This is a genomic window from Clostridium drakei (assembly GCF_000633595.2).
GTDB lineage: Bacteria > Bacillota > Clostridia > Clostridiales > Clostridiaceae > Clostridium_AM > Clostridium_AM drakei.
The window spans coordinates 1-23,688 of the sequence record NZ_JIBU02000078.1; the positions used below are offsets into that span (position 1 = coordinate 1).

The 23,688-nt window shown below is 32.7% G+C and carries 23 protein-coding genes; 2 read left to right on the forward strand and 21 right to left on the reverse strand.

What is annotated here, in order from left to right; all coding sequences use genetic code 11:
- Together EG57_RS0224125 and EG57_RS0224130 are read left to right on the forward strand one after the other, a co-directional pair.
- Positions 1-799, forward strand: a 799-nt coding sequence (locus EG57_RS0224125; RefSeq protein WP_414629359.1) for a collagen-like domain-containing protein, incomplete at its 5' end; no start/stop codon positions are given.
- A 591-nt stretch (positions 800-1,390) separates the two neighbouring features.
- Positions 1,391-2,023, forward strand: a complete 633-nt coding sequence (locus EG57_RS0224130) for a RusA family crossover junction endodeoxyribonuclease (RefSeq protein WP_032079629.1) — start codon at positions 1,391-1,393, stop codon at positions 2,021-2,023.
- Between the two features lie 24 nt (positions 2,024-2,047).
- On the opposite strand, the gene EG57_RS0224135 is transcribed toward EG57_RS0224130, so the two are convergent.
- The 21 genes from EG57_RS0224135 to EG57_RS0224235 all read right to left on the reverse strand — a co-directional run bounded on the left by EG57_RS0224135 (position 2,048) and on the right by EG57_RS0224235 (position 23,474).
- On the reverse strand, positions 2,048-2,623 hold the full coding sequence (locus EG57_RS0224135; RefSeq protein WP_032079659.1) for a DUF1836 domain-containing protein: 576 nt from the start codon (positions 2,621-2,623) through the stop codon (positions 2,048-2,050).
- Positions 2,624-2,770: 147 nt separating this feature from the next.
- Positions 2,771-3,139 carry a DUF1667 domain-containing protein gene (locus EG57_RS0224140; protein ID WP_032079630.1) on the reverse strand — a complete coding sequence of 123 codons (369 nt, stop codon included), beginning with the start codon at positions 3,137-3,139 and terminating at the stop codon, positions 2,771-2,773.
- 4 nt (positions 3,140-3,143) lie between these two features.
- On the reverse strand, positions 3,144-4,403 hold the full coding sequence (locus EG57_RS0224145) for an NAD(P)/FAD-dependent oxidoreductase (protein WP_032079631.1): 1,260 nt from the start codon (positions 4,401-4,403) through the stop codon (positions 3,144-3,146).
- Between the two features lie 55 nt (positions 4,404-4,458).
- Entirely contained in the window at positions 4,459-5,895 is a 1,437-nt protein-coding gene (locus EG57_RS0224150; RefSeq protein WP_032079632.1) for an NAD(P)/FAD-dependent oxidoreductase, read from the reverse strand.
- Between the two features lie 217 nt (positions 5,896-6,112).
- A complete protein-coding gene (locus tag EG57_RS0224155; RefSeq protein ID WP_032079633.1) occupies positions 6,113-6,748 on the reverse strand; it encodes a DUF3786 domain-containing protein in 636 nt (211 codons plus the stop codon).
- A gap of 72 nt (positions 6,749-6,820) precedes the next feature.
- A complete protein-coding gene (locus EG57_RS0224160) occupies positions 6,821-7,309 on the reverse strand; it encodes a DUF8180 domain-containing protein (protein WP_032079634.1) in 489 nt (162 codons plus the stop codon).
- A 30-nt stretch (positions 7,310-7,339) separates the two neighbouring features.
- The gene (locus EG57_RS0224165) at positions 7,340-7,534 is read right to left on the reverse strand and encodes a CooT family nickel-binding protein (protein ID WP_032079635.1); all 195 of its coding nucleotides are present in this window, start codon (positions 7,532-7,534) and stop codon (positions 7,340-7,342) included.
- 58 nt (positions 7,535-7,592) lie between these two features.
- Entirely contained in the window at positions 7,593-9,524 is a 1,932-nt protein-coding gene (gene acsV / locus EG57_RS0224170) for a corrinoid activation/regeneration protein AcsV (protein WP_032079636.1), read from the reverse strand.
- Between the two features lie 57 nt (positions 9,525-9,581).
- Complete coding sequence (gene gcvH / locus EG57_RS0224175; RefSeq protein WP_032079637.1) at positions 9,582-9,956, reverse strand: glycine cleavage system protein GcvH; 375 nt, start codon at positions 9,954-9,956, stop codon at positions 9,582-9,584.
- Between the two features lie 112 nt (positions 9,957-10,068).
- On the reverse strand, positions 10,069-12,195 hold the full coding sequence (acsB, locus tag EG57_RS0224180; RefSeq protein WP_032079638.1) for an acetyl-CoA decarbonylase/synthase complex subunit alpha/beta: 2,127 nt from the start codon (positions 12,193-12,195) through the stop codon (positions 10,069-10,071).
- Positions 12,196-12,232: 37 nt separating this feature from the next.
- Positions 12,233-13,018, reverse strand: a complete 786-nt coding sequence (gene acsE / locus EG57_RS0224185) for a carbon monoxide dehydrogenase/acetyl-CoA synthase methytransferase subunit (RefSeq protein WP_032079639.1) — start codon at positions 13,016-13,018, stop codon at positions 12,233-12,235.
- A gap of 115 nt (positions 13,019-13,133) precedes the next feature.
- Positions 13,134-14,486 carry an acetyl-CoA decarbonylase/synthase complex subunit gamma gene (acsC, locus tag EG57_RS0224190; RefSeq protein ID WP_032079640.1) on the reverse strand — a complete coding sequence of 451 codons (1,353 nt, stop codon included), beginning with the start codon at positions 14,484-14,486 and terminating at the stop codon, positions 13,134-13,136.
- A gap of 47 nt (positions 14,487-14,533) precedes the next feature.
- A complete protein-coding gene (acsD, locus tag EG57_RS0224195) occupies positions 14,534-15,463 on the reverse strand; it encodes an acetyl-CoA decarbonylase/synthase complex subunit delta (RefSeq protein ID WP_032079641.1) in 930 nt (309 codons plus the stop codon).
- 19 nt (positions 15,464-15,482) lie between these two features.
- On the reverse strand, positions 15,483-16,256 hold the full coding sequence (locus tag EG57_RS0224200) for an ATP-binding protein (protein ID WP_032079642.1): 774 nt from the start codon (positions 16,254-16,256) through the stop codon (positions 15,483-15,485).
- A 49-nt stretch (positions 16,257-16,305) separates the two neighbouring features.
- Positions 16,306-17,685, reverse strand: a complete 1,380-nt coding sequence (gene lpdA, locus EG57_RS0224205) for a dihydrolipoyl dehydrogenase (RefSeq protein WP_032079643.1) — start codon at positions 17,683-17,685, stop codon at positions 16,306-16,308.
- A 20-nt stretch (positions 17,686-17,705) separates the two neighbouring features.
- Positions 17,706-18,581: a methylenetetrahydrofolate reductase gene (locus EG57_RS0224210; RefSeq protein ID WP_032079644.1), complete on the reverse strand. Its 876-nt coding sequence runs from the start codon at positions 18,579-18,581 to the stop codon at positions 17,706-17,708.
- A gap of 18 nt (positions 18,582-18,599) precedes the next feature.
- Entirely contained in the window at positions 18,600-19,253 is a 654-nt protein-coding gene (locus EG57_RS0224215) for a methylenetetrahydrofolate reductase C-terminal domain-containing protein (protein WP_032079645.1), read from the reverse strand.
- Positions 19,254-19,279: 26 nt separating this feature from the next.
- Positions 19,280-20,137 (reverse strand): bifunctional 5,10-methylenetetrahydrofolate dehydrogenase/5,10-methenyltetrahydrofolate cyclohydrolase, encoded by an 858-nt coding sequence (locus tag EG57_RS0224220; protein WP_032079646.1) that lies wholly within the window; start codon positions 20,135-20,137, stop codon positions 19,280-19,282.
- A gap of 119 nt (positions 20,138-20,256) precedes the next feature.
- Complete coding sequence (locus tag EG57_RS0224225) at positions 20,257-20,889, reverse strand: cyclodeaminase/cyclohydrolase family protein (protein WP_032079647.1); 633 nt, start codon at positions 20,887-20,889, stop codon at positions 20,257-20,259.
- Between the two features lie 20 nt (positions 20,890-20,909).
- On the reverse strand, positions 20,910-22,586 hold the full coding sequence (locus tag EG57_RS0224230) for a formate--tetrahydrofolate ligase (protein ID WP_032079648.1): 1,677 nt from the start codon (positions 22,584-22,586) through the stop codon (positions 20,910-20,912).
- A 105-nt stretch (positions 22,587-22,691) separates the two neighbouring features.
- Positions 22,692-23,474 carry an ATP-binding protein gene (locus EG57_RS0224235; protein ID WP_032079649.1) on the reverse strand — a complete coding sequence of 261 codons (783 nt, stop codon included), beginning with the start codon at positions 23,472-23,474 and terminating at the stop codon, positions 22,692-22,694.
- Positions 23,475-23,688 lie beyond the last annotated feature (214 nt).

The following is a 23,688-nucleotide window of genomic DNA, read 5'->3' on the forward strand; positions in this document are numbered from 1 at the left end:
AGGACCTACTGGTGTAATTGGTACAACTGGAGTCTCAGGACCGACTGGTCCAACTGGAGTCACAGGACTGACTGGTCCAACTGGAGTTATAGGACCTACTGGTGTAATTGGTACAACTGGAGTTACAGGACCTACTGGTGTAATTGGTCCAACCGGTCCAGCTGGAGGAGCTACAGGACTTACTGGTCCAACTGGTCAAGCTGGAGTTACAGGACCTACTGGTGCAATTGGTGCAACTGGAGCTACTGGCGCAACTGGTGAAATTGGTCCAACCGGTCCAGCTGGAGGACCTACTGGTGCAATTGGTCCAACTGGTCCAGCTGGAGCTACAGGAGCTACTGGTGCAATTGGTCCAGCTGGAGGAGTATTAAGCTCTGCAGATTTTTTTGCATTGATGCCTCCTAATAATGCAGCAACTGTTGCTCCTGGTACAGACGTAAGCTTTCCACAAAATGGACCTACTATTGGAGCTACTATTGTCCGTACTGGCCCCAGCACATTTAACTTGTCTGCAATTGGCATTTATCAGGTCTTGTTTCAGGTAAGCGTTAGCGAAGCAGGCCAACTGATTTTAACTCTCGATTCGGGAGGAGGAGCCGTTGAACAACCCTATACTGTGGTCGGAAGAGCAACTGGTACTTCTCAGATAGTAGGAATGGCCCTTGTGCAAACGACAGTTGTCAATTCAATACTGACTGTACGAAATCCTACTAGCGAATCCACATCGCTAACCATAACTACTATCGCTGGAGGAACAGAGCCTGTTTCAGCACACCTTGTTATCACGCAATTTGCATAGAGAAAAAGAATGTTATGCTACAGTAAATATCAACGCATCGGCCTACCACAGCCCGTTTTTGTCAGCTCGTCCATGAAAAATCATTGTGAAATACACGACTATTCCAGATTAGCCACGTTTCTGGCACAAAAAAACTTGAGGTGTATAAAGTTCAACCTATACACCTCTCTTCATATTGAAGATAAAATTACAGGTGTTAAAATTAATGCATTATTTAATGATTAATATCCAGAAAGGGTAAAGCAAAAGGAAAAGCTAGTGACAGAAGATGTAATAAAGGAGCATTTAAGGCCAGCTTACCCCCTTTATATTGGACAAAATCTATTAAATTCTAAGTTTTTCTTAAATTTATATTTTTATAAGAAATTTTTCTACCTGGTTTAGTTTTTATTTGAAAGGCACTTAATAGCATACTGTATAATTCATTTTTAACATAATCTTTTCGACTCACTCTACATTTATTTACTGTGATATAATATAATAAAAACTTTGTAACAATTTTAAAATATTGCGGCACAACTTTTTAGTTCTTAACTTGCGAAGCTTTGCTTCGCATTATGCTTATACTATAAATAAAAGGAGCAAAAACTCATGATAAAAACTTATGCCAAGGTCATAGTAAAGGGTTCGCCTTTATCTAAATCAAACTTTAAATTATTTAATGTCAATGGTAGAGCCATTCTGCCTCATAATTCAGGAAAATATCACGATAGGTATGCTCTTTATGAAGAAGAAATAGCTTATGAAGCCAGATGCCAAAATCCTGGAGTAGTACTAGGCGAAGCTTTAATAGCTGTACTTAACGTATATTATAAGAGTAAAAAAAGGCATCCAGATACCAATAATATTACTAAAAGCATATTTGATGGTATTGAAAAGAGCGGTCTCATAATTAATGATGCTCAGGTAAGGAGACTTATAATAGAAGAATTTTATGACGAAATAAATCCTAGATTTGAACTGGAACTCTTTGGTGAAAGCACTTATTTTATTGATTATAAAATCTTGAAGAAAGAAATTGTTGAGGAACCAATACAGTATTCTCCTCCTCCAAACAAATCAAAATCGCCTAAAATACATAATTCTAAGTCTTGTGCAAGCTTACACCAAAATGATAAATTACATTGTGAAATATGTGGAAAAAAAATAAAAAAGGAAAATTCAATCTCTGCAAACAATGGAAAAACAATCATTTGTAAAGAGTGCTTGACAAAGCTATTTTAAGCTAAAGGAATATTAACTAGTCCTTTAGCTTTTATCCTTAAAAAATCCATCAATTATTTTCTCAGCCATTCTTTTCTCAATACTAGCTTTAAGTATAAGCTTAATTACAATTATAATTAACTTACTTGTATCATCTTTATTCTCATCATTATGTTGACAATCTAAGCTTTTTTCAAAAGCTAACTTAAAATCTTCTGTCTCTTTTTTTTCTATAGCCAAAAAATTATCATAAATATCTTTTAAATCCAATTTACTATTTTCTGGTTTATTTATATCTTCAACTATAGGAGCAAATAGTTCTTGTATATCATTTATAGATAAAATCTGCTTTAAATAATATGTAAGTATGATCAACACCATATGCTGCCTAGAGTACTTTTTCTTTTTGGGAGGCATTAAAATTCCAGCCTTGGTGTAGTTGTTTATCATAGTTTTAGTAATCGTTGTATCTTCTTCATTTCTTTTTAAACGAGAAAACTTGTCATCAATAAAAGTAGTTACTTGATCCATATATAAATCTATATCAGGTATACCGGAAAATTCTAACTGCTCAAAAGAAGAAGCTTCTTCTAATAACTTTTTTAAGGATTCTTCGTCCATATTCAATATCATTCCCCTCCTAATTTTACTAACACATATTATAATTATAATCGTAACAATTATTACTTTCAATAAATAAAGATAACCAACTAGCTCACACTAAATTGGTTACCTTTATCAATGGTGGAATTTCTATTTTATTAGTTACTAAATGGCTTTATCTATTTTTTTAGTAGCTATAATGTTAACACCTGTACCTGCTATATTTTTCACTACTACATCTCCTATATTAATAGGTGCTTTTACTACTATTCCTTTTAATTCTTTTACACAATCAAATATTTTACCTTTAGGTATATCACTTTCAGTTTTAACAGGAACTACATCAATAATTCCATCTTCTATATACACAGAGGAAGTTACTATTCTAGTTGGATTTGTACATTCTTTTTCTCCATATTCTGCACCCTTTTTGCAAGTATTGCCAGTAACTTCTATTACTTTGTCACCTTCCAATTTAACTTGAAGCTGACATCCCATAGGACATCCAATACATACTAAATCTCTTATACTCATTTTACTACTCCCTCTCTACCTTAATAGTGATTTTTTCGCAATTTGAATACTTTTCAAACATTGCTTTAGTAAGTTTCACTGTTTCCATTTCTCCTGGAGTAAGAATTCTTTTCTTTATATGCATTTCTCTTTGATCATCAAAATACACAGCTATGAAACTATCTTTAAATACATCTCCTACTCTAAATCTAACGTCTATATGATCTTCTACATTTTCAGGATTTACATACTTAGGAACTGTATATCTAACCCCTTCTGTAGCAATAATTTCTACCTTTCTGCCATCTGATTTCTTTCCATTTATATATTCAACTGCATTTTTACCTGCATTAACACTTTCAAGAGTAACATTGTCAACTAAATCGTGAACATGAAGTACATTTCCACAAGCAAATATTCCTTCTTGATTTGTTTCAAGTCTTTCATCTACTTCTGGTCCTCCAGTTATATTTGAAAGCTTAACATCAGCTTTCCTTGAAAGTTCATTTTCTGGAAGTAATCCAACCGAAAGAAGTAATGTATCACAAGGAATATATTCTTCTGTTCCCTTCACTGGCTTTCTATCCTTACCTACTTCTGCTATAGTAACACCTTCAACTCTATCTTTACCTTTTATATTAGTTACTGTATAACTTAACTTTAAAGGTATATCAAAATCATCAAGACATTGTACTATATTTCTCTTTAATCCACCAGAATATGGCATAAGCTCAACTACTGCCTTAACTTTTGCTCCTTCAAGAGTCATTCTTCTTGCCATTATAAGTCCAATATCTCCTGAACCCAATATAACAACTTCTTTTCCAGGCATATACCCTTCTACATTAACAAATTTTTGAGCTGTACCTGCAGTATATATACCCGCACATCTACTTCCAGGTATATTTATAGCTCCTCTTGGTCTTTCTCTACATCCCATAGCTAGGATTACAGACTTAGCTTTTATCTCAATTATCCCATCATCTTCATTAACCGCCGTAATAACCTTATCATTACTTAAATCAAGTACCATTGTATTTAATTTATACGGTATTTTCATATCTAAAACTTTATCTATAAATCTTTGAGCATATTCAGGACCTGTTAATTCTTCTTTAAAAGTATGAAGTCCAAATCCATTATGAATACACTGATTTAATATTCCACCTAATTGATTATCTCTTTCTAATATTATAATGTTATCTATTCCTTGCTCTTTAGCTGAAACTGCAGCTGCAAGTCCTGCTGGGCCACCGCCGATTATAACTATATCATATTCTTGCATTTTTTAACCCTCCAAATATTATAAAATATATATATTTTACGTTATTACCTAATTATTATATGCTTTCTTTATCTTTACCTACTAATAAATTTGATTCTCCACCAAATTTAGTTACATCAGTACGTGCTATTCCAAGTTCTCTTGATAAAATTTCAACTATTTTTGTTGAACAAAAACCAGATTGGCATCTTCCCATTCCTGCTCTAGTTCTCTTTTTAACACCATCAAGTGTAGTTGCTCCAAGTGGTCTCTTTATAGCATTTACGATTTCACCTTCAGTAACTGTTTCACATCTACAAACCATTTTTCCATATCTAGCATCTTTAGCTATAAGCTGTTTTCTTTCTTCATTGTTCATTTCTCTAAATTTAGGTATTCCTTTTCTTATTGGATTAAACTCTGCATTTTTATTTGGATTTAATTTTGCAACTACCATATCTCTTATCATTTCAGCCACAGCTGGCGCACTTGAAAGACCTGGCGATTCTATTCCTGCAGCATTTATAAAGTTTTTAGCATCTTTTGGTTCACCAATTATAAAATCATTTTCTTCACAATGTGCTCTAAGCCCCGAAAAAGATGTAATTACCTGTCTCATTGGTATTTGTTTAACACTTAACGCAGCTTTAGATACTATATCATCAATGCCTTCTCTTGTTGTAGTTAAATCTGTTTTATCTTCTAAATCAACCGCATTAGGTCCCACAAGTAAATTTCCATCAACTGTTGGTGTAACTAAAACACCTTTACCTAACTTACTTGGAAGCTGGAATATAGTCTTTGAAACCATATTTCCTACTACTTTATCAAATAAGCAGTATTCACCTTTTCTTGGTATTATATGAATCTTTCTTTCACTAACCATATTGTTTATTTCATCCGAAAACAATCCAGCTGCATTTATAACTAATTTTGTTTCTATATCACCTTTGTTTGTTTTTAAAATGTATTTTTCTCCACTTTTTTGTATATCTTTTACTTCTGTTTCAAATCTAAACTCTACTCCATTAGTTGAAGCATTTTCAGCTAAAGCTATTGTCATTTCATAAGGACAAACAATTGCACCACTTGGTGCATATAAAGCTGCTACCACATCATATGATAAATTAGGCTCCATTTCCCTAGCTTCATTTCCCTCAAGTATCTGAAGATCTGGAACTCCGTTTTGTTCTCCCTTTTTCTTTAATTCATAAAGTCCATCCATATCCTTTTTATCAAAGCATAATACAAAAGATCCATTTCTTTTAAATGGAAAATCTAACTCCTCTGATAGTTTATCAAACATTGAGTTTCCTTTTGCATTTAGTTTTCCTTTTAAAGTTTCAGGCTTTGCATCGAACCCAGCATGAACTATAGCACTATTAGCCTTAGTAGTTCCATTTGCTAAATCCACATTTTTTTCAACCACACAAGTATTTAATTTATATCTTGATAATTCTCTAGCCACTGCACACCCAATTACACCAGTTCCTATAATTGTTACATCAAACATTATAATTTACCTCCTCCAAAATATAAAAAAAGAGAGCTCAAAATTAAGATATTTTTATATACCTTAAAATTTGGCTCTCTTAAACTCCGCCTTAATAATTAACTTTTAAAGTTCATCTTTTTTATATTCTAGCATATTTATATGCTATATGCAACCATCTAAACTTTTTAATTTTATACGAATAGGATTATTATGTTTAACTAAGCTAGTTCCCAATCTATTTAGAATAGGCTAACTTAGTAATTGTACCTATAGAAACATCTCCAACTACAGCTAAATCTTCTGCTGTAAAATAAAAAGGTACATTGGCATCAAACAATATTTGTGATGATGCATTAAATTCTTCATCACCTTCCCATAGAGCAAAAGTTACATATATATTATTTAAAAATTGAAACTTATAAGCTATATCTCCCATATTCACTTTTTCTGCTCCAATTTTTTCAAAAACATCTTTAAATTTATCAAGTTTATCACCAAAAGTTTTGGATAATCTCAAAAGACATCTTCCATAAAAATTATTATAGTAAACATTCCCGCCATCTACATCTCTATATGTTATATTCTTATTGATTGGTGCAATACCTTTTGAATTCATAAGATATCTTAACACTAAAGTTTTTGGTGGATACTTATCTATTTCTGATCCATCTTCTTTTAAAATATCTCCACTAGGATATTTTACTATTATATTTTCTCCCATAAGCTTTACTATAAATTCACATTTTTCTTCATCATAGATACATCCACTATTTTGAGCCATCTCTCTAGGATCAAAGTTTTTCAATATACTTTTATTATAATCATATGGTATTTTATCTTTTCTTTTTTCCTCTATAGCAACATTATCCATAAATACTTTCATCCTTTCAGTTCTTATATTATAATAACTCACAAAATAGATACTTTGTGAGTTATTATTAAATTACATATTTTCTTTAGCTTTTATAAGCATTTCATTGGCATTTTCCATAGCTTCTATAGCTTTTTGTATAAACTCTGCAGTTTTTACTTTTCCCATTGATTTTGACTTTTCAATCCAATCTTTAAATCCATCTTCATGAGATTTATTATGCTCTACCCAATGATCTAACAAAATTTTTAAAGTCTTTTCTTCTTTACTTAAGTTTAATTCATCATCTACTGACATTTCATGCGAATGATTATGGCCATGTATATGATCATGCTCATGTTGATGTTCACAAATATTATTTATATGATCTTCATGGATGTGTTCATGAGATTCATTTTCACTATGACTATGAGGATGAATATGTTCATGCTGATGCTCATGTGTATGTGCATGCCTGTGTTCATGTTCATGCTCGCATCCATTGTGCTCATGCTTGTGTTCATGAATGTGCTCGTGTTGGTGTTCATGTTCATGTTGATGTTCATGTTCGTGGTTATCCATAAATATCTCTCCTTTTGTATCTAAAATTTTTTAGTTTATTTTTTCTATCATAATTTTGTGATCTAGTAATTTAACCTCTTTTAATATTCCTTCTATTATTTTTTCTTCTCCAAGTATATCTGATAAAAATAATTTGCCATCTGCTTGTGGAATTATCTCTACTACATAGTCCATTATTTTTCTTTCACCTTCTGGTGTAATTAAGTAAGCTGTTGATTCACACATTTTAATTACCTCCTTCTTAATTTAAATATACTCTTTTTGTAAAATATATCAAGTTCATTTATTTAGAAAGCAACTCTTTCACTGTTGGAAATTTTTCTATATCAGTATGAGGCAAGAAGCATGCTGATACAAATTCATCCATATAACTAGGTTCTACACTTAATTCTACATAAGTCATACTATTTGATACTTCCTCTAACTTATGTCTAGCATCTTCACTCATTAAAGTTAAATAACATCCCATTAAAGAACTATTTCCTATATATTCTATCTTAGCTCTCTCTATATCAGGAAGCATGCCTATTTTCACTGAATTACCAATATCTAAGCTATTTCCTATACCACCTGCTATATAAATCTTATCTATCATTGAAAAATCCATTCCAAGATTATTTAAAAGCGTAGTAATACCTGAATAAATAGCAGCCTTAGCTCTTATAAAATTATCTATATCAACCTCTGTGATTGTTATATTCTTCTCCAAATTATATTCTTCTTTAAATACAAGTATATATTCGCCAATTCCATGCTCGTCAAATCTAATTCTATTTGTATTTAAATTCTTCACTATTTTACCTTTTCTATCTATTATTCCAGAAAGCATCATTTCACATATTAAATCGATGATTCCAGATCCACAAATTCCTGAAGGTTTATCATTACCTATTACAATAATTTCAGGTTCATAATTTTCTTTATCTATATTAATTTTTTCTATAGCGCCATTTGCCGCTCTCATTCCACAACTAATTTCCCCACCTTCAAAAGCAGGGCCTGCAGAACAAGCACAAGTCATTAAAAATTCCTTGTTCCCAAAAACAATTTCTCCATTTGTACCTAAATCAATAAAAAGCACATTTTCATCAATATCCCACATTCCCGATGATAACACTCCTGCTGTTATATCTCCTCCAACATAACTTGCTACGCAAGGTGCTAAATATACAAAAGTTTCCGGATTAACCTCTACCCCTAATTCTGAGGCCTTTATAAAAGGTGGTTTGACAAAAGCAGGTATGTATGGTTCCATTCTCAAAAAATCTGGATAAATTCCCAAAAACAAATGAGACATGGTTGTATTTCCCGCTACTATAAGAGATACTATTTCATCTCTATGTATACCTGAATCTTCACACATTTCCCTTAAAATTGGATTTATAGTTTCTTGTATTACTGCATGATTTAATTCATGAAGTCCATTCTTTTTAGTAGAATACATTATTCTATTAATAACATCTGCACCATACTTTATTTGTGCATTTCCTGAAGATGCCTTTGCTACAAGTTTTCCCCCATACAAATCTACTAAACATGCAGCTACAGATGTAGTTCCAATGTCTAAAGCCACACCATATAGTCTATTTGTTGTGTCTCCTTTTTCTATATTTATTATTGTAGTTTTTCCTTGTCCTCTTGGTATATGAGTTATAGTTATATTAAAATTAGCTTCTCTTAAAATAGGAGGTATTTTTCTAAGCATAGGAAGTCTGCAAAATACTTGATTATAACCTAATTCATTCCTCAAATGTCTCTTAATTCTCTCAAAATCTGATATATTATCATTTAACGTTGGAAGATCTAACTTTACATAATCTTTCTTTACATAAGTTTTAAATTCCATACCCTTATCTAAAATTTGCCTCTTTGCCTTTTCAAATATTTTGTTTTCTCTTTCTCCTGACAAAGCTTCTATTTTCATATTATGCATAGAATCTGAAGCATTTGATGGTATTTCTACTGTAATATCTCCAATAACACTTGAAGAACACGCTAAAACATAGCCTTCATTCCACTCATCATCACTTATATGTCTATCCTTTTCTGCGCTTACTTTTCCTTCAACTATTTTAATTTTACATTTCCCACAAACACTATTTCCATTACAAGGTGCATCTATAAATATTTCTGCTTTTCTAGCCACTTCTAATAAATTTTCCCCTTGCTGTACTTCTATCTCTTTATTATACGGAACAAATTTAATTTTTGCCATATCCTGTAAATACCTCCTTAAAAAAAACTTTCTCGGCTGAAAACCGAGAAGTTCTTTCTATTTTAAGCCTGCCTCGTATTTTGAAGCACTTAATAAATTATCAAGTTCACCTTTATCACTTATCTTAATTTTTGCTATCCATGCATCATAAGCATTTTCATTTACATATTCTGGCTCATCATCTAATTTTTCATTCACTTCTAATACTTCTCCAGACAAAGGTGCTATCAAATCAGATGCTTTCTTTGAAGATTCAACTACTCCAAATGCTTTATCCTGAGTTATTTCATCTCCCACTTCCGGCATTTCAACAAATAGTATTTCACCAAGTTGATCTTGTGCAAAATCACTTATTCCTATCAATGCAGTATCTCCATCTACTTTAACCCATGTGTGTTCTTTACTATAATACAAATTTTCTGGGAAATCCATTTTACCACACCTCTTTTACAGTTTTATTTTAATTATACTTAGAAATTAGGATGCCAGAGTGCCAGTATTTTGGTATTCTGACATCCTAACTAATGTCATATTTTAAATTTTGCTACATTATTGGATCCATAGTTAATGCTGGATGTCCTTTTTTCTCTAAGAATGCTAGTACTTCATCTGATTCTATAGCTATACTTTCATCACAAATCATATCTGCAAAATTATCTACTCCATATAATTCTTTTGCAGTTTTATTTAATTTTTCTGCTACAAAATCTTTCAACTCTTTTGGCATCCATACTATTCTGCCTATTCCACCTTCAGCTTTCATGAATTTCTTTGATGGAATAAATGATCTACCATGTCCCATAAATCCTGGTGTCTGCACTCCACCACCTGTCATTGATGCAAGTTCACCAAATGTCATTCCAAGAGGAGTTGTTGCTCCATGTTCTCTATTTACTATTACAACACCATTAGCTTCTGGCATTATACCTGTTATACACTCAAAACATCCACAGGATGTCATAGGATCTTGCAATATACTATATAATGTAACATTATTTACAGCACCTTGTGATATTTGTGAAACAGTTTCATTTACCCTATCCCAAATACCTGCATTTTCATCTACTAAACCTTCTTTTGGTACTGCTTGACATGGTCCTGTTGGATTTAATTCAAGTGTTGCTTTTGCATCAAGCCATGAAACTGCACCACAAAGTCCTAATCTCTCTGGAGTTACTATACATACATGTGCTGGAGCAAAAGATTGACAAAGATTACATGAATAGAAAGTGTCAACATTTTCATCTATTAATGATTCAAGTCTTTCATCTCTCTCTGCAAATCTTGGCATAGCAAGCTTATCTTTTAATTCACGAACTTTGTCTAGATCTGTAATTAATGTAACTTCACACTTATCAACAACTGATCCAAATTCATCTAGCATTTTAGCATATATTACTTCACCAAAATGTTTTAATCTAAATCCTTTATCAAAAGCTTCTTTACCTACTCTTAATTGAGTCATGTTTCTTTGTCCAACATGCATTACACCTTCAATATAGTTCAAGAAGTAATGAAGTCTTCTTTCTAGAACTGGTTCAAAGTCTTTTTGCATGTTAGCACCAGATACTTTAACCAACATTCCCATAGGTAATCTTCCCGGAACATCTGTTAAAGAGTCAATATCTGCTCCTATTATTTCTATCTTATGGTCTTCAACTTCACTTGAGTCTCCACTCATTACTAATTCCCAAGCTTCAGTCTTTCCTGCACCAAATTCAATATGCATATCGCCTTTTCTTATTCTCTCACCTTCAAATGCTGCTGCAAATGAAACTGGGATTGGAATTTCAGTAATTTTTATCTTTATTTTTCTTGCTTCAAGAGAAGTCTTAACTACTTTATCATAATCCTTTTGAGTTAATAATAATGTAGGAACTTCTGGTACAACTTGATCAGTTATTACAGGGAATCCTAATGCTATAGCACCTGCTCCTGCTGATACTACAAGTTCACTTAATGGTCCAAAAGCATTTACAAATGCAGGAACTCTGTCAGAACAATACTGAAGAACTGAACCTAAATCACCAGGCTTAACTGCTCCGAATATTAAAGCTGCTCTTATAGCAAAACTTACAATATGAATTACTGAAGTAACATCATATCCAAGAGGTACAACTCTTAGATCAAGACCCATCTTAACTTTACCCTCTATAGCTTGATCTATTACTTTACCAACTAAGCAAGTAAGCAATCCTTTTGATTGGTAATCTTTTATTACTTTTGTTGCAGTTTCAGCATCTGGAAATTCTCCAAGTACAACTGCCACACCTGGAACATCACCAGTAACTAATGGTACTCCAAATGATCTGATTATTGGATCTGATATAAATCCTGAACAAGGTTCAGAATATGGTGCATCTGAAAGAACATACTTACAAGCTTCGATTATTTCTGCTGCAACTGCTGTAGCAAGACCAGAATTCAATAATTTATCTAACATTTCTTCTTCAACTATTAAACTTCTAACCACATCTAAAGCAGCTTCTAGTTCTCCAACATTTGTAATTTTTTTACCTGTAGCAGCATAAATTACTGGTAGCGAATATGCTGTATCAGGAAATGCTACCTTACAATCTTTACCCTTTTTTTCTACAACTTCTTTGACTAAATCCTCGGCAACTTTTAATGCTTGCTTTGAGCCAGTGAATACAGTTTGATATAAATTCATTTTTTTGCCCCTCCCTAAAATTAAAATTTATATAAAATTATAGTTCTAAATAAGAATCAGCATATAAAACAGCTCCATTTATAACATCGCATGTTTTAATTGTTTCCATTAATCTTAAATCACATGGATTCATTATTGCTGAAGTTAATCCACATTGTATAGCCATTGCTGCAAAAGCAGTATCCATTATTGGTCTTATATTCTTTGGTGCACCATTAGAAACATTACTTAATCCACAACAAGTTCTAAGTCCCATTTCACTTATAAGTCTAACAGCTTCTAGAACTTCTTTTTGTTTATCTTGCATTCCTTTTATTACTAGGAACAATGGATCAAATAATAAATCTGTTGGTTCCATTCCAAGACCCATTCCTCTTTCAAGCATTTCTGTGCAGTAAGCCATTCTCTCATCATTGTCCTTAGTTATACCTTCTTTTGCACATAATGCAATACACATAGCTTCATATTCTGCAGCTAAATCTATATTTTCAATTCTGCCACCAGCATCAGCTGAATTTACAATTGGTTTTCCTTTTTCTCTATTGTAAACTTTAAGTCCAGCTTCTATTGCTTTCTTATTTGTTGTATCCAATGCAAGGGGAACATTGTCAAATTCTTTTTGAAGTAATTGAACTCCCCATTTCATTATTTCTTCTCCATCTTTTTCAGCTGGTCCTATGTTGAAATCCAAATAATGAGCACCTGCGTCTAATTGTTCTTTTGCTCTTTTTAAAATTTGTTCTGGGTTTCTTTCTTCTATAGCTTTTCTGATAGCTGGAGATATGCAGTGTATTCTTTCACCAATAACAATAAATTTATCCATTTTCAAATGACCCCCCTGTTTTATATGATTAATTTTTTAAAGTAAAATTTTATATTATTTATAATTGAGAATCAAGACATAACTCGATTCTCAATTGTAAACTTCAATACTTTTATTATTTGATATTTAACTCTTTTAAGAATTTAGGAATGAACATGGCTTCTGTTGTTCCAACTGTAACATCCCAACCTGGTAATTTCTCTTCCAAATCACCTTTTAATACAGCAACTTTTCCTGGAAGTATAAGCTTTCTACACTTAGTTTTGTTTTCTATTCCTGATTCTTTTACAAATTCTGCAATAACACTTGAAGTAAACTTGCCAGCAGCCCAAGAAGTAAGCACTGAGTATCCACCTGCATCTGGAATTAGCATCCAAACTGGCATTTTAGATCTTTCAACTTCTCCAGTTACTATAAAGTAAGTTAATGCGAAGTCAACAGTACATATTACTGGTGAATTTTCATCTGCACCGTTAAATCCATATATACCTGGTTCAACTCTCATTGGTTTCTGAGGATCTGTAAATATATTCTGTCTTACTCCATATAAAGGTAATGCTCTAACATAATCCATATCACTTAAAACTATTAATGAACCATATTTCATTGTAAATAATGTAGATAATGCTACTTCCATGAACTTATCACCTTTTGAAAGTTCATCTACAAATAATATTGAAGGATAACCAAATACTCTGTCTTGATCTTGGATATTTATTCTTCTTATTTGAACTGTATTTTCAAAAGCTTCTTTTATTGAGGCTGAACCTGGATCAAGAACTAAATTCTTATATCCTAATTTGTGTATTTCTTCAACTAAAGCATATAATGCTTCTAAACTTTCAGCTTTTACTCCTAATGCTAAGTTGTCTGCTTTCACTAATTCAACAAAAGCAGCATAATTGTCTTTATTAGCACCATATACTAATGGATTTTCATCTTTTACTAAATCTAAAGCTTCTTTAGCAACACTGGCATCTTCACAAATTAATGCATAAGCAACCTTTAATCCACTTGCTTTTACTTTATTAATTAAAGCAATATACTTATCTTTATTTCCAGCATATTTCAATGCTGCAAATTCAACTTTCATATCTTCGCCGATTCTTACATAGTCAACTTCTTTCATATGTGCAATTTTAGCATCTACTTCAGCATCATCCATAGAATCACTTAATAAAACTGCAAATCTATTTCTGTTTACTAATGTTTTTTCATGACGGAACATAACAGTTTCTCCGCCTAATTTATATTCAGTATCACCTTTACCTATTGTTACAGTTTTCATTAATGGTGCTGTAGCTTCTGATAATTTTTCTAAAGCTTCAGAACTCATATGTGGACATTTTCCTATTTCTACAGCTCCTGCTGCAACCTTCATTGAAAATGCCAAACAAGTTGGGAATCCACAATCTTTACAATTCTTTTTTGGTGTTAATTTAAATATATCTAATCCTTTTAAAGCCATTTTAAATCCTCCCTTATTTAAATCCCAGTATAAAATTTAAATTTACATTAAGCTAATAATTCGCTTACAAATTTTTTAATAGTTTCTAATGATTTTGGATGACGTAGAATTACTGCATTTGATCCTGATGCTAAAACGCCTGCTGCTGTTGAAACTTCCATAGAAATTCCTCTTTCCTCTAAGTTATCCCATGTTTCTTCATCAACTGATTCTTTTACCTTCCAAGTTTCAAATGCAACTGGTGTAATTATAGGCACCTGTAAAGTTTTATCATTTTGTCCTAATGCTGCTAGTCTAACTCTATCTAAAGTTGAAATAACATATTCATATCCATACCCTGCTGCTGAACATCCTACATTATCAATTATTTTTTCATTACCAACACCCAATTGATTTACTAATATGTTTATTTGTTTTGCAAGGTTTATGTCAACAGATGATTCTGCACCAATCTTATGGTTATATGCCATTGCACCTGCTGCTGCTATAGTTTTGTAGTTATCTTCTACTGCTGATAAAAGAAGAACATTGTGTCCATCTAATTCTTGAGCAATTTTTTCAAATAACTTAGCATCTTTATCATGATTTCCTGTTCCAGCTACAACAAGAGGAGTTTTTATAGCTTCTACCACAGCCTTTGCTGTTTTAGCACACTCTTCAACTGAATTATCTTTTCCATTTGGATCTGCTGAATCTAATTTTAAACAGATAAAATCAGGAGCATATTTTTCTTCAATGCACTTTGCCCAAGCAACTGGATCATTACATACATCTTTATAAAGCTCTAATATTGCCTTTGGCCAACCTTCTAAATCATCTGTAATATCCATACCCAATTTAGGAGCGTTTCCTGTATCTCCATCAAAGGAATAAAAAGGAAGAACACTTTCTCCACCTAATTTTATAGCTTTTTCACCTGTTCCAATTTCTACTTCACAAATCTTTCCTGAAAATTTCTGTACTGACTTTTTGAACATAACTTAATGCCTCCTTAAATTATTTATTAAATTGGATTTTTGATAAAATATCATATAGTGTTTTTTTAGAAGGGGAATCCTCTGGCATATCTACTAGAGGTTTCCCACTTGTATCATACTCATAAATGGTAGAATCCATAGGTACAACACCTAATAAATCTAGATCTTGTTTTTTTATTTCTTCCATAGTTCCATCATTTATTTTGCCTTCTGGAGCTCTATTAACTATAAGAAAAATTTGGCCTACTTTTAATTTCAATTCATCAACTAACCTTCTTATTCTTCCTACAGCTTGAATACCTCTTCTAGAGCAGTCGCTTATTAAAAATAATGTATCAATATTCTCAACTAGCTTCCTGCTCAAATGCTCCATTCCAGCTTCATTATCTATAATTATATATTGATAATTTGCAGCTAAAGAATCTATCTGAGACTTTAACACCCCATTTACATAACAATAGCATCCAGGCCCTTGGGATCTTCCCATTACAATCATGTCATAGCCATCGCCTTCCGTTATGGATGTATTTAATTTGTATTTTAAGTAATCAGCTTTTAACATGCCTCCCGGAAATTTATTACCTTCAAGTGATTTTTGGTTTACATCTTCTTTTATATCCCCTATAGTTTCTTCTACTTCTTCACCTAAAACTTCATTTAAATTAGCATTTGCATCAGCATCTACAGCTAGTATTGGTTTTTCTCCTTTTTTTACAAGATAATCTATTAACAATCCTGTTAATGTAGTTTTACCAGTTCCACCTTTTCCTGCTACAGCTATTTTATATGCCATTGTATAACCTCCTTCTATTGTCATGTATAGGGCTTCTAAGTCCTATTCTTTACTCTACTGAATGAACACATTGTTTATGAACATCATGAAGTGCTTCCATAATTCCTTCACATAAAGTTGGATGTGGATGAATTACTTCTCCTACTTGTTCTGCTGTTAATCCAAGTTCACAAGCTACTGTTAATTCCCCAAGCATATCTGCTGCACGTTCTCCGATTATAGCAGCTCCAATAATTACATCTTTTTCATCTGTAATTACTTTTACAAAACCTTGTAATTTACCCATAGCTTGAGCTTTTCCTAATCCTCTGAAATCAAATTTTCCTACTTTATAATTTATACCAGCTTCTTTAGCTTGCTTTTCTTTCATTCCAACAGAAGCAACTTCTGGTTCTGTGAACACACAGCCTGGTACAGCTTTATAACTCATTTTCTTCTTTTTATCTAATATAGCATTTTCTACAGCTACCATTCCCTGTCTTGAAGCTACATGAGCTAAGTCAGGACTTATAGTTAAATCACCTATAGCATAAATTCCTTCTATATTAGTTTCTAAATACTCATTAACTATTACTTTACCTCTATCAGCTTGTATTCCTAATTCTTCTAATCCAAGGCCATCAGTATATGGTCTTCTACCAATAGCTACAAGCATCTTTTCTGCTTCTACTTTTTTGCCACTTTGTAAAGTTGCAACTACATTACCCTCGCCAACTTCTACAGTTGAAATACCATCACCTACAAAGAACTTTATCTTTCCTTGTTTAAAGCTTCTTTGTAGTATTTTTGCTGTATCTTCATCCTCAAGAGGCAATAATTGTGGTAACATTTCTACTATTTTAACTTCAGTTCCAAGTCTACTTAAGAATTGTCCTATTTCACAACCTATTACACCTCCACCAACAACGATCATTGATTTTGGTTGCTCTTTAAGATTCAAAACTTCATCAGAAGTCATTACATTTTTTCCGTCATAAGGGAGGAATCTTGGAACTACTGGTATAGAACCTGTAGCAATAATTATCTTGTCTGCTGGTATACTTTCCTTTGTTCCATCTTCCTTTGTAACTTCAACTTCTTTATTGCTTACTAATCTTCCTGCTCCTCTTACAAGTTTTACGCTCCTGTTCTCAAGTAAATATTCAATACCCTTTACAAGGTTAGTAACAACTTTTTCTTTTCTTTGCATTATAGCTTCAAAATCAGCTTTTACATCGGCTTCAAAATTAATACCAAATTTTTTAGCTTCTTTTACTGTATTTAATACATCTGAGCAAGCAAGTAGAGCTTTTGTAGGTATGCATCCTACATTTAAGCAAGTTCCTCCTACTTTACCTTTTTCAACTACAGTAACATCTGCACCTAACATTGCAGCTTTAAGTGCAGCTACATATCCGCCTGGTCCCCCGCCAATAACAACTATTTTCATTTATAATCGCCCCTTCGATTTTATAATCCTGCCTGATCTAAGATTAATGGCACATTTTCTTCCGCACCAATTGCCATTATGTGAACTCCATCACAAAGGCCCTCTTCTTTTACCTTCTTTATAAACTCTCCAGATATTTTTATTCCTTCTTGAACTTTATTTTCCGCACCCTTCATTCTTTCAATCAATTCATCTGGAACAAATATTCCTGGAACATTTTTATTCATATATTTAGCCATACCTGCTGACTTTAACGGAATTATACCCACCATAAGTTTTGCATCTAAATGCTTAGTTTTTTCTCTAAAAATTTTTAAAGTATCTATATCATATACAGCTTGTGTTTGAAAAAATTTAGCACCAGCTTTTATTTTCTTTTCCATTTTTAAAATTTGTAATTCTAAAGGGTCATATCTTGGAGTTACACAAGCTCCTAAATAAAATTTAGGTGTACCAGTTAAATCATTGCCTGACATATCTTTTCCTTGTGCTATAGTGCTTGCCACACTAAGTATTCCTACACTATCCAAATCATAAACCGGCTTAGCTCCTGGATGATCTCCTGTCATTGTGTAATCTCCCGTAAGAGCTAGTACATTTTCAATTTCAAATACCCCTGCAGATAAAAGTTCTCCTTGAATTGCTATTCTATTTCTATCTCTCCCTGTTATTTGAAGAACAGGCTCTAATCCTGCATCCTTTAATACTTTACATGTTGCTAAAGAAGTAGCCTTTAAAGTTGCAGATTGAAAATCTGTAACATTAACTCCATGTGCTCTCCCTTTTATTGCTTTAGCACATTCTATTAAATGAGAAAGATCTATACCTTTTGGAGGAGCCATTTCTGCTGTTATTCCAAATTCTCCTCTTTCGAAAGCTTCTTTCAATAGGCTCATTTTTAATCCCCCTTAGAATTATTCCTTATCTCTTAAATCTACTTTTCTTGGATGCGCATTAATTTGATAGTCTCTTGGCTCTTTAATTTCTAATAAATTATCAAGCTTATCTAATTCTTTTAACTTATTGTATATTAAAATCCAAGCACAATCATTTTCCGGATCCACTTCACACTTTCCATCTCTTGCGCCACCACAAGGTCCATTTAAAAGACCTTTAGCACACATTGTTATTGGACAGATTCCACCAGTCCATCCGAGTTGACAACTTCCACAAGCTTTACAAGCTTCCTTATACTGTCCAACTCTTTCTATCTCACCTATAAATGATGTATTGTTAGCTGGATAAACAGGAATTTTTAAAAGCTTTGCAACTGTTTGAGTTCCATCGCCACAGGCCATAGATAAAACCGCATCAGCCTCTTTTAATTCTTCCTTTAATGCCTTTAGATCCTTTCTAGTTTTCAATAAATTGCAGGAAGGATCTAGTATTTTATATCCTAAAACTGCTTTGCCATTTTCCTCTAATTTAGTTTTCATTTCCAATACTTCTTCTTCTCCACCTACTTTACAAGTGGAAGCACATAAAGAACAACCTGTTAGTATTACTTTTTTGCTATCTTTAAGATATTCGAGTACCTCTTCAAAAGGTTTTTTTTCTGAAATAATCATTCTTATTCCTCCATCTTAATAAATGCTTATACTAGATTATTTTGCAATTTACATGCTTTTACCACATGTTTAGCAAGTATTGAAGTTGTAACTGAACCTACTCCTGCTGGAACTGGTGTTATCATTGAAGCCTTTTCTATACAACTGTCAGTATCTGCATCTCCACATAGATTTCCTTTTTCATCAACATTGATACCAACATCTATAACTACAGCTTCATTACCGATATACTTAGAATCTATCATTTTAGCTTTACCAATTCCAACTATTACTATATCAGCTTTGGAAGTTACTGAAGGCATGTCCTGAGTTTTTGAATGACATATAGTAACTGTTGCATTTTCATTTAAGAGCAACATTGATACTGGTTTTCCTACTACCATAGATCTTCCTATAACTACAGCATTTTTCCCTTTCATAGGAACATTATAATACTTTAATATTTCAATTACTGCAGATGGAGTACAAGGTGCAAAACCAGTTTCATCCTTTTCCATTAATTTAGCAACATTTACAGGACTAAAACAATCAACGTCCTTTTCTGGTGCGATTATATATTTAATAACACTTTCGTCTAGTTGTTTTGGGAATGGTCTAAAGATTAATATACCATTAGTAGCTTTATCTTCATTTACTTTCTTAAGTTCTGCTATGAAATCGTCTTGTTCTATGTTTTCTGGAAGCTCTTTTACTTCTGTGTCTATTCCTATAGCAGCGCATCTTTTAAGAGCTCCTCTTTCATAAGCAAGGTCACTTCCGTTTGCTCCAACTCTTACTATAGTAAGTTTTGGAGTAATACCCTTAGCCTTTAATTCCTCTACTTCCTTAGTTAAAACCGTACTTATCGCATCTGCAACTGGCTTTCCCTTAATTATTTGACCCATACTTACAATCTCCTTCATAAACAAAATTATTAATTAATAGCATTTAATTATTTTGACATCCATAGGAAGAAGCTAAACTTCTTCCCATAGATATCATTTTATCTAATTAATTAAAGCCGTTATTTACTAAGTGCTTTTACTACTTTTTCATAAACTTCATCCGCTATTTTTGTTCCGTCCTGTATTAAAGGCTCCGTTTCCTTTTTTACTTTTTCAACATAAGCTTCATCTTTGATTGAATTTATGTTAATTATCACATTTAATTGAGCACCAATTATAGCAGCTCTTAAAGCCTGTACTCCAACTCCAACATCACTTATAGCAAGCATAGAGCAGTTATCAACTAATGCTTCATGAAGTTTTATAGATTCATAACACTGTTTAACTATAGCTACTGGAACTTCACAGGCAGACTTTAAACATTTCTGCAAAGTTTCTTCTTTTAGCTTTTTCTCCTCTTCAGTTTCCTTAGGCATTCCATATGCTTTTGAAAGAGGAAGAAAGCATTCTGCATCAGCATCTATAAGTTTTAGAAGTTCTTCTTGAAGTTGTTCTGCTTTATCAAGTATCCCTTGAACTTTTTCTTCATACTGAGCATATTTTTTCTTTCCTATAGTAAGATTACAAACCATACTTCCTAATGCCATTCCTATAGCTCCTACTAAAGCTGCAGCTCCACCTCCACCAGGTACTGCTGCCTTTGACGCAAGAACTTCTATAAAATCTGTACAAGTTTTATCTGCTAGTTTCATCGCAATTTCCTCCTCTGAAGCTAGAATAATCCGCTTATTACTCCATTTTCATCAACATCAATTCTTTCAGCTGCTGGAACCTTAGGAAGTCCTGGCATCTTCATTATTGATCCAGTTACAGCAACAACAAAACCTGCTCCTGCTGAAATTGTTACTTGTCTTACTGTAATCTTAAATCCTGTTGGTCTTCCAAGTTTAGTCTGATCATCAGTTAAAGAATACTGAGTTTTAGCTATACATACTGGTGTTTGTCCAAATCCATTCTTTTCTAACTCTGCTATTTCCTTTTCAGCTTGTGCTGTAAATACTGCATCATCAGCACCATAAATCTTCTTAGATATAGCTCTTATCTTTTCTTTAATTGGTAATTTTTCATCATATGAGAATTGGAAATCATTCTTTCCTTGATCTATTAATCTCATTACTTCTTTAGCAACTTCAATTCCGCCTTCTCCGCCTTTTGCCCAAACTTGTGATAACTTAACATTTACACCAAGTTCCTTACATTTATTTTCAACTAGCTTTAATTCAGCTTGTGTATCAGTTGGGAATTCGTTTATTGCAACTACTGCTGGTAACTTATATACCTTAGTTATGTTTTCAACATGCTTTAATAAGTTTGGAAGTCCTTTTTCAAGAGCTTCTAAGTTCTCATTATTTAAATCAGCCTTTGGAACTCCACCGTTGTATTTCAATGCTCTTACTGTAGCAACTATTACAACTGCATCTGGTTTTAATCCAGCCATTCTACACTTAATATCTAGGAATTTTTCTGCTCCAAGGTCAGCACCGAAACCTGCCTCTGTAACTACGTAATCAGCAAAATGAGTCGCCATTCTTGTAGCTATTACTGAATTACATCCATGAGCTATGTTTGCAAATGGTCCACCATGAACAAATGCTGGTGTTCCCTCTAAAGTTTGAACTAGATTTGGTTTTAATGCATCTTTAAGTAACGCAGCCATTGGTCCTTGAGCCTTTAATTGTCCAGCTGTTACAGGTTCTCCACTTCTTGTATATGCTACAACTATTCTAGCAAGTCTTTCTTTTAAATCAGTTATGTTACTAGCTAAACAGAATATAGCCATTATTTCTGAAGCAACAGTTATATCAAAACCATCTTCTCTTGGCATTCCATTAGCTTTTCCACCCAAACCATCAACAATAAACCTTAATTGTCTATCGTTCATATCAACACATCTTCTCCAAACTATTCTTCTTGGATCAATGTCTAAAGCATTTCCTTGATATATATGGTTATCTAACATTGCAGCTAGTAAATTGTTAGCTGCTCCTATTGCATGAAAATCGCCAGTAAAATGTAAGTTAATGTCTTCCATTGGAACAACTTGTGCATATCCACCACCTGCTGCTCCACCTTTTACTCCAAATACTGGCCCTAATGATGGTTCTCTTAATGCAACTATTGTATTTTTACCTAATTTTGCTAAGGCATCAGCTACACCTATTGATGTAGTGGTTTTTCCTTCTCCTGCTGGTGTTGGATTAATTGCTGTACATAGTATTAATTTTCCGTTTTTACTAGGAGTTGTTTTTAAAAGGTTGTAATTTACTTTTGCTTTATACTTTCCATAAAGCTCAATATCATCTTCAGGTACGCCTGCTTTTTCAGCTATTTTTCTAATGTCCTCCATTTTACACTCTTGTGCTATTTCGATGTCTGATTTAAAATCCATTTAAAATACCCCCATCTCTAATTTTTCTTTTATTTTTAACCTCTTCAATAATTTCTCTATGAAATTATATTGAGTATGGTCAAACTTATTAAAAAATTATGTGTTCTAAATTACGTGCTTTTCCAATTTTTCTTTTATTTTTTTTACCTCCTCTACAGTTTCCTTACTGGAATCATATGGAGATTGGTTAACTCTATCAGAAATTCCTACATTTTCACGATAGTACATAAATCCAAGACAGGCATCTTCACCTACATTTTCAAGTACATATTTTTCATCTTCTTCATTTTTAATTTTATTTGCAACTACAAAAACCTTATCTATACCTATATCCTTTGCTAATTTTTTTACATGATGGTATGTTTGAATACTCCTAATTCCTGGTTCTACTACAACAACAAATACATCTACACCCTGAGCTGTTCCTCTTCCTAAATGTTCAATACCCGCTTCCATATCCATAATTACTATATCTTTATTTTGAAGTATCAAATGAGAAGTAAGCTTCTTGAGAAGCACATTTTCTGGACAAATACAACCAGTTCCACCAGTATCAACTGTTCCCATTGTTAACACTCTGACACCATTATATTCTTTACAATATCTTTCAGGTATATCATCAACCTTTGGGTTTATTTTAAACATTTTTCCAAAGGCACCCGGTGTGGAATTGGTTCTCTCTGCCACTAATTTTTTCATTTCTGATATTGGTATTATTTCATTAATCATTTCTTGTGGGAACCCTAATGCCAATGCTAAATTAGGATCTGGATCTGCATCTACAGCCAATACCTTATATCCTTCCTCTGCATATATTCTACTTATTATGGCAGAAAAAGTACTTTTACCTACGCCACCTTTTCCTGTTATAGCCATTTTCATCTTCATATTATAGTTCCCCCTTCTCACTAGTTATTTAAAGTCCTTATAATAAGTTTTAAGCAAATTCTTTCTCGAAATGATAATCAATATACACTTTTTATCATTTCGAGAAAGTTTTTTTGTATCATTTTGATTCCAAAAACTATTTTTTAGGATAGTAGCTCGTATTATAAGATTGGCATAATACTTGCTTATTTATATAAGCAATCACTATTACACT